Raw genomic sequence first — 13,721 nt, forward strand, 5'->3', positions numbered from 1 at the left:
GGTTTGAGTCTCGGAGTTTTTTTACGCCAAGTGGCGCGGGTGGAGCAACGGGCGAGCGGCGGAGCTGGTTGGGGTTGCGCAGCCGATCGTCCGTTGCGGTGAGGTGGGCGGCATAGGCCGCTCCCGGCCGACTTCAATCTGATCACATCGCGCACGTGGCGCATCGCAAGCCTCTCCGTTGGCATCCTGGTCCCCCTTCGCAAAGCCGAAAGGCGGGACCGTATCGGAGCCAGAAGAGGCCTAGTCACCCCGGGTTCGCTCTTGCGATACCCCGGGCGACATCATCCCGGAATGGTGGGCGAGATCAAATCGGAACGGTGGGCGAGATCATTCCGGAATGGTGCATCGAGCGGAATCAGCACGCAGCTCTGCCTCTGGAGGGCGGCTGGAGCGATAACGGATCATCTTCCGATCCGCGTCCGCGATCGAGCAGGCCCGCCGCTCCGACAGGCTCATGACAGCCTGCAGATGCGCGACCGCAGCGCGCTTGGCGGCGGGCCCTACCATTAATGGGATGGTCCGCCCCGTCCTCCTCCCTCATCATCTGATCATCGTCTGCCATCACAAGGTGTCCACCTATTTTGGTGGACACCTCCTGCATCAGCGCTCTCAAAACCAAAAGGTGCGGAGAAATTCGCGCTTACACTCTAACTCCTCGTGGAGGAAATGCTTAGTGGCAGGTCAGCGCTTGTCAAATCCGCGGCCGGCGCCAATCTCATCCCCTGACCTGCCGTCTCGAAGTATTTTTGACGCGATGGTCCAGCCCTGATTTGCCGCACCGCATCTAGCGGTCGAAGATCTGGTACGTCATTTTAGCGCGAAATAGAAATCGGCTCCTGGGAGCGAACCGTACGTGAACGGCTCCTGAAGACGTTGCGTCTCGCTCAAAACGTCATCGCGAATGCGCCGGAACAGCATGTTTATTTCGAGATTAGGGTCTTCAATGTGCTTTAGAAACGCAGTGGTGAAAGGACTATGTTCGCCATTTCCATCCCTTGAAATCTGCCCCTCGCGCGCGGCGTAAGCGACCAAGGTGCCCCCGTCAGGTTCAATTCGCGCAAGGCCGCGTCCAATAGAGCGAGCCGCCATCGTCCTCCTCATCTTGACCAAGAACGGATTGTCCCGACAGGAGTCCAGAATAACGAGACGTAGCTTGCGGGCCCGTTCGGTTGCATGCAGGACGCGGTCCAGGGAAATGGCTTCGTCCTCCACATCACGATCGGACTTGAGCTGGACATCGATTGGCAAGAGATAATTGACTCCATCCATTTCCAGCCCATGTCCCGCAAAGTAAATGACTGCCCAATCCGAGGTCGCAGCCATGTCCTCGAACTGACGAAGCTTGCTGAGAAACTGGGATCGCGTTAGATCGCCTTCCGATATCACTGTTTGGAAGCCAAGTTTGGTGAAGCTCGCAGCAACGGCTGCCGCATCCTTCTTGGGATTCGGCAGAACCGGTACGGCTTGATAGTTAGAATTGCCGATAACCAATGCGACTCGAACGCCTCGTTCCTTGGTGAGGCGCAGCCGATCTGCCGCGGTCTTTGCGGCTTCCTGTAGCGCTGTCTGCTCCTCACGCGCCTTGATTTCAGCTCTGAGTCGCTCTTCGAGCCTGGCATTTGCCTTTGCTTCGATATCGGCCTTAACCTTTGCCTCCGCTTCGGCCAACACGCGAGCGTTCTCGGCTGCACGAGCCTGTGCCTCAGCGTTAACCCGGGCTTCAGCGGCCGCGGCGGCAGCGGCCGCTCGCCGATCAACTTGTTCCTTGACCCGAGCTTCGACTTCAGCATTCAAACGAGCCTGCAGCTCCTGTTTCGCGCGCGCTTCTGCGGCCGCCTTCTCTCGAGATTTTTCTTCGGATTGCGCGCGCTGCTCCGCAGCGAATCTCGCTGACTTGCCGGCTTCCGCTTTTTCAGATTCGGTCGCGGCAGCCTTGGATGTTGCAGCCTCCTCGGCAGCCTGGGCTTTTGCCAATTCGGCTTCGGCAATCGCGTCGAGTCGAGCTCTTGCCAATTCTCTTGCAGGTTTCGCAAGTGAAGCATCGGCATCGGGAGTAAGAGCAAGGGCTTTCTGGTAATCCGTTCGAGCGCTCGCGACATTTCCAAGCTTCTCGTAGGTCAGTCCGCGCCCCACGTAAGCGAGAACAAAATCGGGTACGTTCTTCTGAGCCTCGGTGTAGTCGGCAACCGACCGCTTAAGATCGCCCCGGTCTCGCAGCACTGCCCCCCTATAGCTAAGGGCGACTGGAGATTTGGGATCCAGGCTCACAGCTTTATTGAGATCGTTGAGTGCCTGTTCCAATTTTCCCTGGATACGCCATACCTCTCCGCGATTGACGAGGGCCAGGAAGAATTTGGGATCAATCAGAAGCGCTTCGTTGCAATCTGCAATTGCCTTGTCGAGCTGATTCTGATCTTTCCAGACCAGCGCGCGGTTGTTGAAGGCCTCGGCCGTTCGCTCAAGCTCAATCGCTTTGTCGTGATCTTGCATTGCCTTTGCGAGATCGCCCGTCAGGCGCCACGCTTCGCCCCTCCTGGTGTACCCGGCAGACGCGTTCGGGCTAAGGCGAATTGCTTCCGAAAGATCCGAAATCGCCGATTCCAGATTATTTTCGTCAATTTTGGCGGCGGCACGATTTAAGTAACCCGTGGGATCGGTCGGAGCGAGTTGAACGACCTGATCGAAATCCGCGATCGCGAGATCAAGCTTCCGACGATAGACATATGTCAGACCGCGATTTATGTAGGCCTTGATGTAGTTCTTGTCCTGCGCAATCGCGCTATTGAAATCTATGATCGCGCGATCGTACTCCTCTTTGCTGAAAAGAGCCGAGCCACGTGCGTTCAGCAGCGCTGCCGAATTAGGATCGAATCGAAGTCCCTGATTGAAGTCAGATATCGCCTTGTCGTAATCGCCCGACATCTGCCGAGCGATGCCTCTGTTCTTGTACGCATCGGCGAATTTTGGATTTCGGTTGAGCGCGCTGCTAAAATCGTCGATGGCATTTGGAATGTCGCCGATCCGGATTTTGCCGATGCCACGATTATTATAGAAGCCCGGTACGTTGCTGCTTGCACCTTCGCGCTCAATCAGCCGAGTGCAAGCGGGAATGCCTGCGCTTGGATCAAGGGAAGTGTGATTGCATAACTCAAAATCATCCGCAGCCCTTGCCGACTGAATGCCATACAGCAGATTTATCAATATCAAATAGAAACGGATCGACCTTGCCGGCATGATGTCGGGTCCTTCTTCGGCAAAACCAGCCTTGCTCTTTCAAGCTTAATTTTTTAGTGAACGACCGAACAACTGGCGCCGATGGTGCGCTGCAAAAGCTCTTACGGAAGATAAATAATAGTACCATATTACCTTGAAGGCCATGGCACGACCGGCACCCTGCCAGAGAGTGCCGTTGAACACGCCGTGACTTGAGCAAGGAACAACACCTGCGATCAATTTGTAACACTTTACCCCGGCGAGGTTCAGAGTGGCCCGGTTTTCCAGGCGCCCCCGCAAAGTCCCTGTTTTCGTCCAGGAGCTGGAGTTTCTGACAAGCACTGTCCGGGCGCACCCGACCGGTGCATCGAGTGACCCGAGTGACCACCACGCTTTCTGCTTCGGACCGATTGCGTGCCAGCGAACCCGTGATAGCCGCTTCTTCACAGCATTGGCGGAAGCGCTTTCGTCTGCTCGATCACTGGCCTGATGCGACCACCACAATCTCGGCATTCGGGAGGTCGATGACCACGAGGTCATGCATCGATCACCTTCGCCGGGCGAGCCGCCGTCTGTGACGCGGTGTGCCGTCCACTGAGCGCAGGCGTAAATTCCCAAGGGCCGTGTGAACCGCGCATGCGTATTACCTGACCAATCATGAGCGCCGATCGGGCCTGCGACGGCCTCATATGGGACGTAGTACTATGCACCTTATTCCTGAGACCGCAGTCATTGCGCTAGATGCCGAGGGAGCGAGGCCAGGAACAACGATCGACATGAACCGCAAAAGCGCTTTTCTACACATGACTGTCAATGCCGACGCAGTTGTCAGCGGAGTGAGTGACGATATGACTGCCAGCGGGATCAGGATGTCAGGAAGCGTTGATGCTAGAATGAGCCGGGGCGAGAACACGTCAAATTGGAAATTCCGTTTTATTCAGTTGGTGGTCAACTTACAAAGTTATTTCGCATATGCAGGAATTTCATCCGCTGATGGGTATATGGAAATACGTCTCGACATACCACCTGCCATACCGCGCGAAAAACAATATGATTTCCTTCTCGACGCCGATCCAAAGTTTTACGGAGCGGATGTCATGCCATTCACGAACAACCGCGATCACTTCGTTTTTCCCAAAATGTCTGGAAGTGGCAGCGAAGTCGCCGGCATTTCAACTATCGTCGCAAATATGTACGACGCACCAAGCTCGAGGTTCAACCTTGCATTCCAAAATAAGCGCACCCACAAGGTCAATCTCCTCAGGATGGTGTCAGTTTACAAGCTCTTCCTGACTGCCTTCGTGATGCGCGATGAGCGCTCCATGAAAATAGAGCCGCTCGCTTTCGTGCCATGGATATTGAGGTGGGAGATGCGATATGGATGGCAGCAGGATCAGTGTATGGCAACGAGTGTGGGTGGAAAATTCGACTTTGGTACCTCAAGTAGGAGCATTGCTCCTGCCGCGCAATTTCTCGGGATGAAAGCTGACTACTTGTTGGAAAAAATCAAAAATCCAACCATGAATCCGGATGACACCGCGAACGAAGTGGACCGCAAGGCGCACCGTCACTTGGATCAAGACAACACGCCGAATGTCCAGTATTGGGATGAGTGGGCGAATTCAACCCAGTTTTGAACTTTTGAACGGCTAGTCGCTTCTATGCGTTGACAACTTGCCGAACCGCACCTTCTTCGCTTTGTTTGCCAAGGATAGAGGTGCTTTCGCGCTCGAATTGCAATTCGCATAGTTGCATGACGAACTACCGTCGCAACCAGAACATCGATGGTGCAGCGAGCTGTCCGGCTCTGCGCTTTGAACCTCCAGCCGACGGGCACCCATTCCCTAGCAAATGCGCCGCTCTTGCGATGTGCGCGCTACACAGCTGTCAACGGCAAACCGGTTGACTGGGATTTTGCAACTCGACGTGACATCAGCAGGCCAGCCAGTCGACCTGAACTGTACCGGCCGCTGTGCTGGACGATCCGGTCGGCATGCAGATCGACGACGGCAAGCTGATTGCCTACAATGCTGGAGGACACTCCGTAATCATCGTCGGTTGCAACCACGCTGCAGATCAATTTCTCTACATCGATCCTTGAGGTGGCGGCTCGCATATCGAGTATAAGGGAGGCATTGCCGCCAACCGAATCCCCGGTGAGTGTGTGCACCTTGAATTATTCGATGTCATGAATGACCCCGCTCGACGTGTAACAAATACTGATATTTCACCTAACCTGATCCGCGGCTCATCCCTGACGGAATTTACTTTCAACCTGGCGCACAATAATTTTCTCGAGGTGGTATCAGCTCGGCTCTGACCCTCGCCACAACATCGATGTCGACCTTTCGCGGCGCCTGCACAACACTTCTCGCTTGCAGCTTCGAGCAGACCAGCACTCGGATGCGCACTGCGAGCATTCGTTTCCATCAACTGGGTCTCAGCCAACCAGTGCAGTCCGTCCTTTGTGCTCGCTGTTAAGAGCGTCGGGTTTTCTTCTTGAGCTTTTTTTTTGGAGTCCTCTTGCCAGCTCCTCCGCGCTTGGATTTCGGCTTTGCCGGGGACGCCTGTAAAGACGGGATCCCCGCCCGGAGGAAAGCGAAGTCGGCCTCAATCTGATTGGTTAGACTTTGCAGTCCAAACAGAAGATTGAACATAACGGGATCTGCATCCGCGGAGACGTGCTTTTCTGCCTCCTTAAAATTCTCTCGCGCAATGACATAACCGGCCTTCATGATATCCTCCCTGTAAGAAAAAACCTGCGCCAACGCGCGGTTGTGGAAAAAATTCGCCCTTCCAATGGATAAGGATCCGAAAGAACTAGACTGCAACGAGACGCCAAGGCCGGCTGAACCCTCGGTTCGATGAAGGTGCATCGCCCGTGATAGCCCGATTACGGTACGCCGGAGCCTGCCCATGACAAGTTCTTTTATTCAATCCCAGGGTGTCAAATCCTATCCTCAGATCGCACTTGTTTGTAAGTCTGGGTCCGCCCCTGTGTGTCGGAGTACGAAAACACGAGCGACGTTCTGGGTTTCTGCCAAACGGTCGAGGGCGTTTGGCAGGCCATCGAGCCCGCCCTGCCCGATTGGATCAAGTGACGAACGCTAGTCTTCCGCAGACCTCATGAAACCAGCCGCGACGGTTATATGATACCTTCCAGACCTATTCTGCTCCCGCTATTGCTGATTGCTCTTGGGAGGCGGTCGATTTCGCCTCTGGATCTGAGACGCACATTCAAGCGAGCGATTGGCGACGGGAGCATTTCAATGCCCCGATGGGATTGATCCCCAAAGGATCCGTCGTCGGGAAGTGATACTGCCGTTGAAGTTGCCGATTCAGGGCAATACCATCGGCGCATACCGGCCGTCTTCCACACCTCCTGAATGATTCGATGGCAATGGCGAACGCCTACGATCACGTACGATATCCGAGCCTGGTACAGGAAGGGTTGCATCCTGCAGCAATCAGCGTTTTCGCATGCCTTCACGACTTACCATTCGTGCCTGCATCGGACTGCCGCGTTCTCGAGATCGGTTGTGGCGAGGGCGCCAATCTAATGAGCATTGCGGCGACGTCTCCCCGATCGAAATTGGTCGGGTTTGACTTGGCCGAGACGGCGATTGCAAATGGCCGAGCAAGGGCGGCCGCGGCCAAGCTGGCAAATGTCGAGTTCTCCGTCATGGACATCTTGAAGGCGCCGGATTCGCTTGGCGAATTCGATTATATCATAGCGCACGGCGTCTATGCCTGGGTACCCGCCCCGGTGCGCGAGGCTTTGATGCGCTTGATTGGCCGGGCGCTTTCTCGGCAGGGTCTCGCGTTAATCAGCTATAATGCCATGCCCGGCTGCCGCGTTCGTCAGATCGTGCGTGATATCCTGTTGGACTGTCTGGCCGGAACTGTCGAGATCAAATCCAGACTCGCGGCCGCAAGGGAGTGGTTGGAATTCCTTGCAGCAAATTGGTCGGCGTCCGATCCGCTGCAACACGCAATGCGTGAGGAAGCGAATTATCTGCTGTTGCGTCCGCCCGAAGTCCTGTTTCATGACGAGATGGGCGACACTTACGAACCACAGTTCGTTTCCGACGTTGCCGCTCACGCCAAACGTTATGGACTGCAATATATTTGCGACGCTCAACCGGCCCGAGGCTGCGAAGCCCTTATTCCAAGTGCAGAGAGGCAGGTCTTGCGAGAGCGCACGGGCGAGGATTGGGTGCAATTCGAACAACAATACGACTACGCCACCTTGTTGCCTTATCGAGAAACACTATTGTGCAAAGACAGCGGAATCATTGACCGCACTATGGCCTGGACGCGCGTACGAAGGTTGCACGCGCACGGTGAATTTATTCCGGTCGATGAAGCGGAATCGGGAAAGTTCGAATTCCGTACCCGGGGAGACGGTCGTGCGTCCACTTCAGAAGCAAGCATTGCAACGCTGCTCGGTCACATTGGAGCGGCCAAACCGCAGTCGATTCCTCTAGCAAACGAGATCGATGGCCGAAAGCTTGCAGAAACCGTGCTGCGGATGTTTAGGACCGGCGCCCTTTCGCTGCAGTCCGAGCCGTTTCAGTTTACCCTGACACCGAGCGAGTACCCCATGGCCAGCGCCCTTGCAAGAATTCAGGCTGCGCGGGGCGAGACGGCCATTACCACTCTGCGGCACACGACCGTGAATATCTCAGATACGACGACCCGCCATTTCGTCACGCTTCTCGACGGGACGCGCACTCGTAACGATCTCGCTTTGGAGATGATGAGATTTACGGCTCTCCCGGAGACAACGATCGTGGGAAAATTGAAAGATAACTTGAATAGTCTGGCGCAGATGGCGCTGCTAGCAGCATGATGAGGGCTGTCGCAATTCGGCTGGCATAGAACCCAACACAGTGGCACGCGCTTTGACGGACGCTTTTCGTGATGGTCGATTCCTACGAACAGGTTCCCTATCCAGGCACTCATCAGTCGACTTCACACCCGGCCCGTATGAGCGCATTGGCGTGTCTATACGGCCGCCGTTTCCCTTCTGTCTCGCGGTGTCGTGTGCTGGAATTGGGTTGTGGCGACGGTACGAATTTGTTGAGCATGGCCGCGACGGCCCCGAATTCGCAATTAGTTGGTATTGATCTCGCCGAAGGCGCCATCGCAGAGGGACGCGCCACCGCGATCGCTGCGGGGCTGACCAATGTTGAATTTATGGTCATGGACATCAAGGCGGTTCCGCCGTCTCTTGGCGAGTTCGACTATATCGTTGCTCACGGAGTTTACGCTTGGGTCGCACCGACGGTACGCGAAGCGCTTATGGGTTTGATTGGCCGCGCGCTGACCCCCGATGGGCTGGCGTTCGTCAGCTACAATACAATGCCAGCATGTCGTGTGCGGCAAATCGTCCGAGACATTTTGCAGGATCATATCAGGACAGCGGCCAATCCGGCCGATATGGTCACTGCCGCCGAAGAATGCCTGAAATTCTACACGGGTGTATGGTCGGAATTTAGTCCGTTGCCAAATGCGCTGCGAGACCACGTGCTTCAAACGCTGCAACGTCCGCCCGAAGTGATATTCCACGACGAGATGGCTGAATTCTTCGAACCGCAGTTCGTCTCCGATGTCGCGGCCCACGCTGCAGTGCATGGTTTGCAATACCTTTGTGACACCAACCCTTCGTTAAACCATGAGGCGTTTTTTCCGAGCTCGAATCAAAAGAGCCTGCGAGAACGGGCGAAGGGTGATTGGATTCGCTACGAACAATTGCATGACTATGTAAGCTTGGTCCAATTTCGCCGAACCATCCTGTGTCGCAGCGAAGGGAACATTGATCGCCGCGCCGATTGGACCCGCCTGCGGCAGTTGCACGCTCAAGGATTGTTTGATCGCGCGGAAGCTGAAGAATCCGACTCCCGAGCGTTCGTCTTTCGCACCCGACAATCACAGGGTGGCGGTGGACAGCTATCTACGAACGACCCAAAGCTTGCGGCCCTGATCGCTTGCATCAGCGAGCATCATCCAGGTTCACTGCCGCTCGCCGACGCGAGTACCGGCCCGGAGGTTGGCGAAGCCATTCTGCGCCTATTTCTCGCTGATATGTTGTCGCTACAAACCGAGCCGTTGCCGTTCGCGCGGAGGATAAGCGAGCGTCCGCTGGCAAGCGGACTTGCTCGCGCCCAAGCTTCGCGTGGCCATAAGAGGCTCTCCTCGTTGCATCATTCGGCAGTGGAAATCGATGATCCCGAAAGCCGTCACTTCATCACACTGCTTGACGGCACGCGCAGCCGCCAAGACCTTGCGACCGAAATGGCGCAACATACCGGCATCCCCATCGCCACTGTCTCGGCGCGGCTGGACGACAGTTTAGCCGGGCTTGCCCGAGCGGCGTTGTTAGCAAGCTAACGATCACGCCCGCCGTTTACTGACTTGCCGGGGAGACCACTTTAATCCTCCCCTTCGTCATAGCGCCAAAGATCGCCCCATTCTTTTTTCCATATGTTGTCGCCGTCGATCACCACGATCGCAATCTTCTTGCTGTTGGCTAGCTCGATCGCGCCACTCACAGCATCGCGGATCGGCATTTCTTCACTCGTCAGGTCTGCCGGCAACGTGGGCGACGCGGTCTTGGGGCAATGAATAATACCGACCTGACCGTCACTCTTCTGAACCAGCGTGAGATTAATGGCATCCGGCTGGAGTTCGTCAACCTGCTCGAAGCGGTTTCTAACCATTGATCCTCCGTGCGCACAAGTTACGCCCATTCATAAGCGAAATCGCCATTTGCTATTGTCATCTTGGCTTCCTTCAACGCTTCCTTGGCAACCGACCGTTTGAGGAATTCACGCGAAAGTGCCGGCAACAACGTATTGGTGATTATATTGTCGATCATGCGCCCGCCAGAATCCGGGTCGTTGCACATCGACACGATGTGATCGACAACTGATTGATCGTAGACAAGGGCGGCATCGTGATTTTCGCGGATGCGCTGACCTATGCGGTCGAGCTGCAGGCGAACGATGCCTTCCAACATCTTGTTGGATAGCGGATAATAGGGAATGGAGACGATGCGCCCGAGCAGGGCCGCGGGGAACACTTTCAACAGTTCGGGCCGCAGCACCTGCGCCAACGCCTCGGAATCTGTGCGATATTTCGGATCGGCAGAAAGTCCCATGATGAGGTTGGTGCCGACGTTGGTGGTGAGGATGATCAACGTGTTCTTGAAATCGATCCGGCGACCGTTGCCATCGTCCATGAAGCCCTTGTCAAAGACCTGAAAAAAGATTTCGTGGACATCGGGGTGAGCCTTCTCGACCTCGTCGAGCAGAATAACGCTGTAAGGCTTTCTCCGCACGGCTTCGGTGAGCCGACCGCCTTCGCCGTAGCCCACGTAACCAGGCGGTGCCCCTTTGAGAGAAGACACCGTGTGCGCCTCCTGGAATTCCGACATGTTGATGACGATCATGTTCTGCTCGCCACCATAGAGCGCCTCAGCGAGGGCAAGCGCCGTCTCGGTCTTGCCGACGCCCGAGGGCCCGCATAGCATGAAAACGCCGATCGGTTTGTTGGGATTGTCAAGCTTGGCACGGCTGGTTTCAATGCGTTTGGCGATCATGGACAGACCGTGCGATTGACCCACGACGCGCCGGTTTAGAATTTCCGGCAGGCGCAGCACGTTCTCAATCTCGTCTTTGACCATTCGACCGACTGGAATGCCGGTCCAATCGGAAACCACCGAGGCGACCACCTGTTCATCCACATGCGCGTAGATCATCCGCTTTTCGGGATCCCGGGTCTCGAGCGCTTCGAACTTCTGGCGGAGCTGCTTGCGCGTCTCCTCCTTGTCCATGCTATCCGCGGGCGGCGGTCGTTCGGTCGAAGGCAAGTTGGCATTCGGTCGGGCACCGGCCGGCGCCGTGTCCTTGTCGTCAACGACTTCCGAAGGACTGAGAATCTGTCGAAGCGTTCGAATCTCGGTCACAAGCCCCTGTTCGATCGCCCATTCGGCGTCAAGGCTCGCCAGTTTTTCCTTCAATGCCGCGATTTCCGCGTCAATCGCTGCAATCGGACCGTGGTCCTCGGCCCCAACGTCACTATCGCGCACGAGCGCCGCCTTCTCCGTTTCGCGAGCGGCAATCGCGGCCGTCGTGTCTTCTATCATGGCTGGTACGGCACTCTGGCTGATGGCGACCCGTGCCGACGCGGTATCGAGCAGCGTCACGGCCTTGTCCGGCAACTGGCGTGCCGGGATATAGCGATGCGAGAGGTTGACGGCGGCCACGATGGCAGCATCGGAGATCCGCACCCGGTGGTGTTTCTCCATCGGACCAAGAATTCCGCGCAGCATGTCGCAGCACGTTGCAACGTCGGGCTCGCCGACCTGAATCGGTTGAAAGCGTCGCGTCAGCGCCGGGTCCTTTTCGATATATTGGCGATATTCGGACCAAGTCGTTGCCGCGATGGTGCGCAGCGTGCCACGGGCCAAGGCGGGTTTGAGCAGATTGGCTGCATCGCCGGTGCCGGCCGAACCGCCGGCACCAATCAACGTATGCGCTTCGTCGATAAACAGAATGATTGGAGTCGGCGACTGCTGCACTTCGTCAATCACTGAACGCAGCCGCTGCTCGAATTCACCTTTCATTGACGCGCCCGCCTGCATCAAGCCAACGTCGAGAACGCAAAGACGCACGCCGCGCAGCGGAGGCGGAACGTCGTTCGCCGCAATACGTTGCGCAAATCCCTCCACAACCGCGGTTTTGCCGACCCCAGCCTCGCCCGTGAGAATTGGATTGTTTTGTCGTCGACGCATCAACACATCAATGACCTGCCGGATCTCATCGTCGCGGCCTAGAATCGGATCCATGTCGCCCGATTTGGCCTTGGCCGTAAGATCTTGAGAAAAACGATCGAGCGCGGTCGTGCCCTTTGGTGAGGAGCCCGCTTGCGCGCCTGGCGTGCCCGCAGCAACCAATCCCGAGCCGTCCATCGGACGCAGGTTCTCTTCCTCTGACCTCAGCCATATTTTGCGGTACTCATTGCTGAGGAGATCGACTGAGACTTTGGCAAATTCGGGCGACACATTGGTTAGGGCGCGCGCAAGCTCGCGTGATTGCAGTGCGGCGACCAGCATGTGGCCGGTACGGATCTGGGTCTCGCCAAAAAACAAGGTCGCGTAATGCCAGCCCCGGTCAAGCAATTCCATGATCGTGTTAGAGACCGCCGGCATTTCGGTCTCATTCTTGCGAAATCCGCTCACGATGGTGGTGATATCGGTCGCCAATTTGCCGCGATCGAGCTTGAAGTGGTCAGCCGTCAACGCAAGGTCACTGCGCTCGTTCTGCAGGATGTGGCCAAGCCAGTGGGCGAGCTCGACATTGCGGTTGCCTGCTCCTTTGGCTTGACGTAGCGCCTTGAAGAATCCTTCGTAGCCGATCCGATTGAGTTTGCCTGCGACTGCCTCAAGGCTGATATCCGCCATTGCTCCCACCTTTCTTGCGCATTGCCGTTGCCTGGTGTTTGCGCTTGGACCTCATCCGCTCGGCGGGATTAAACCGCCCATCGCGCCGGTAGGCTTGCTTGGATGTCCAATTGGGCGCCATCCAGGTCGTCCAACCGAGTTGCCCGAATTCACCGATTCGGATCGGCTCGGCGGAGCCCGACGGGATCGCGAGTTCTACATCCCAATCCAATTGCTCTCCGTTGTAGAAGAATACGAGATCGTTCAACGGCTCGCACAAGTCTCCAGTCGGTAGGAACCGCATATACTGCGCAAGGTCCCTCGTGAAGATCCGCACTCTGATTTTGTCCTGCACACTGAATACGGTGCGGCCTAGCAAAGTCTCTTCGCCGAGCCTGTTGTAGCCCCTACCTAAAGTAGTCAATTCGGACGCTTCTATCACCAGTCGGCTTCCCACGAATTCCTCGACTTCCGCTCTTACATTGAAGAGACCACAAATTGCGCTTGCAAGCCGCGACGCGCATTTGGCTTGCGTACCGATCAGGCCAGCAAATCCCAGTTTTGCAGCGTCCGGCACACTATCAAGACCTTGATAGGGCTTGGAGCCGACCCCAATCACGGAGCCAATGTAGGCAAGAAAGCGGTCAGCCTTTGGACGATCATGCTGCACGATCGGACGAGAATCGGCCCAGGCACGGAAGAAAAGCTGGATGAACCGATGATTGAAGATATCCAGAAAGCGGGGAAAAGAATCATCTTGAGCCCGCACGTAGTGGTAGGCCTCCTCGGTGGTCGCGAGCGGAAGCGCCCCCTGTGGTCCGAGCAACCCGAGATATTTGACGAACACCTTGAGTGGCTTCGCATCATCCAGCACCACGCGGGCGAGGTTCGAGGCGGGGAAGTCCATGAAAGGTTCCTGCCCGAGTTGGACGAATTCTTCGCGACGCGCCGCACTCTCGCCGATGCGTGGGCGATGCTCGTAGGTGCGCTCAAGATGCCGCAGGACAGTGAAATAATCGAAGCGCCACGGCTCGGCTTCGAGATTGCGCACGAACTCTACCAT

Annotated in this window: 8 protein-coding genes and 1 pseudogene; 3 read left to right on the forward strand and 6 right to left on the reverse strand. The window is 56.3% G+C overall.

Annotated features, from left to right (window positions below):
* Positions 1-360 precede the first annotated feature (360 nt).
* Positions 361-507 (reverse strand): annotated as a pseudogene (locus JQ586_RS24880) (IS3 family transposase); the annotation flags it as partial.
* A gap of 300 nt (positions 508-807) precedes the next feature.
* The gene (locus tag JQ586_RS24885) at positions 808-3,234 is read right to left on the reverse strand and encodes a tetratricopeptide repeat protein (protein WP_212397249.1); all 2,427 of its coding nucleotides are present in this window, start codon (positions 3,232-3,234) and stop codon (positions 808-810) included.
* Positions 3,235-3,917: 683 nt separating this feature from the next.
* On the opposite strand from JQ586_RS24885, the gene JQ586_RS24890 reads away from it, so the two are divergent.
* A complete protein-coding gene (locus JQ586_RS24890) occupies positions 3,918-4,850 on the forward strand; it encodes a hypothetical protein (protein WP_212397250.1) in 933 nt (310 codons plus the stop codon).
* Positions 4,851-5,690: 840 nt separating this feature from the next.
* On the opposite strand, the gene JQ586_RS24895 is transcribed toward JQ586_RS24890, so the two are convergent.
* A complete protein-coding gene (locus JQ586_RS24895; protein ID WP_212397251.1) occupies positions 5,691-5,948 on the reverse strand; it encodes a hypothetical protein in 258 nt (85 codons plus the stop codon).
* Between the two features lie 665 nt (positions 5,949-6,613).
* Between JQ586_RS24895 and JQ586_RS24900 the strand changes: the two genes are divergently transcribed.
* Positions 6,614-8,065 carry a class I SAM-dependent methyltransferase gene (locus JQ586_RS24900; protein WP_212397252.1) on the forward strand — a complete coding sequence of 484 codons (1,452 nt, stop codon included), beginning with the start codon at positions 6,614-6,616 and terminating at the stop codon, positions 8,063-8,065.
* Positions 8,066-8,136: 71 nt separating this feature from the next.
* Positions 8,137-9,606, forward strand: a complete 1,470-nt coding sequence (locus JQ586_RS24905; RefSeq protein ID WP_212397253.1) for a methyltransferase domain-containing protein — start codon at positions 8,137-8,139, stop codon at positions 9,604-9,606.
* A 41-nt stretch (positions 9,607-9,647) separates the two neighbouring features.
* On the opposite strand, the gene JQ586_RS24910 is transcribed toward JQ586_RS24905, so the two are convergent.
* Genes JQ586_RS24910 through tssG form a run of 3 tightly spaced genes read right to left on the reverse strand, consistent with a single transcriptional unit; the run spans position 9,648 to position 13,721 of the window.
* Positions 9,648-9,935 carry a hypothetical protein gene (locus JQ586_RS24910; RefSeq protein ID WP_212397254.1) on the reverse strand — a complete coding sequence of 96 codons (288 nt, stop codon included), beginning with the start codon at positions 9,933-9,935 and terminating at the stop codon, positions 9,648-9,650.
* 20 nt (positions 9,936-9,955) lie between these two features.
* Positions 9,956-12,679 carry a type VI secretion system ATPase TssH gene (gene tssH / locus JQ586_RS24915; protein ID WP_212397255.1) on the reverse strand — a complete coding sequence of 908 codons (2,724 nt, stop codon included), beginning with the start codon at positions 12,677-12,679 and terminating at the stop codon, positions 9,956-9,958.
* Positions 12,660-13,721, reverse strand: a complete 1,062-nt coding sequence (tssG, locus tag JQ586_RS24920) for a type VI secretion system baseplate subunit TssG (RefSeq protein ID WP_212397256.1) — start codon at positions 13,719-13,721, stop codon at positions 12,660-12,662. The genes tssH and tssG overlap by 20 nt, the downstream gene beginning before the upstream one ends.

The organism is Bradyrhizobium jicamae, assembly GCF_018130215.1.
Lineage (GTDB): Bacteria > Pseudomonadota > Alphaproteobacteria > Rhizobiales > Xanthobacteraceae > Bradyrhizobium > Bradyrhizobium jicamae_A.

What these genes read in the sequence shown, in the direction of transcription:
- JQ586_RS24885 (WP_212397249.1), bottom strand. Translation starts at nt 3,234, where the DNA reads ATGCCGGCAAGGTCGATCCGTTTCTATTTGATATTGATAAATCTGCTG.
- JQ586_RS24890 (WP_212397250.1), top strand. Translation starts at nt 3,918, where the DNA reads ATGCACCTTATTCCTGAGACCGCAGTCATTGCGCTAGATGCCGAGGGA.
- JQ586_RS24895 (WP_212397251.1), bottom strand. Translation starts at nt 5,948, where the DNA reads ATGAAGGCCGGTTATGTCATTGCGCGAGAGAATTTTAAGGAGGCAGAA.
- JQ586_RS24900 (WP_212397252.1), top strand. Translation starts at nt 6,614, where the DNA reads ATGGCGAACGCCTACGATCACGTACGATATCCGAGCCTGGTACAGGAA.
- JQ586_RS24905 (WP_212397253.1), top strand. Translation starts at nt 8,137, where the DNA reads ATGGTCGATTCCTACGAACAGGTTCCCTATCCAGGCACTCATCAGTCG.
- JQ586_RS24910 (WP_212397254.1), bottom strand. Translation starts at nt 9,935, where the DNA reads ATGGTTAGAAACCGCTTCGAGCAGGTTGACGAACTCCAGCCGGATGCC.
- tssH (WP_212397255.1), bottom strand. Translation starts at nt 12,679, where the DNA reads ATGGCGGATATCAGCCTTGAGGCAGTCGCAGGCAAACTCAATCGGATC.
- tssG (WP_212397256.1), bottom strand. Translation starts at nt 13,721, where the DNA reads ATGGTAGAGTTCGTGCGCAATCTCGAAGCCGAGCCGTGGCGCTTCGAT.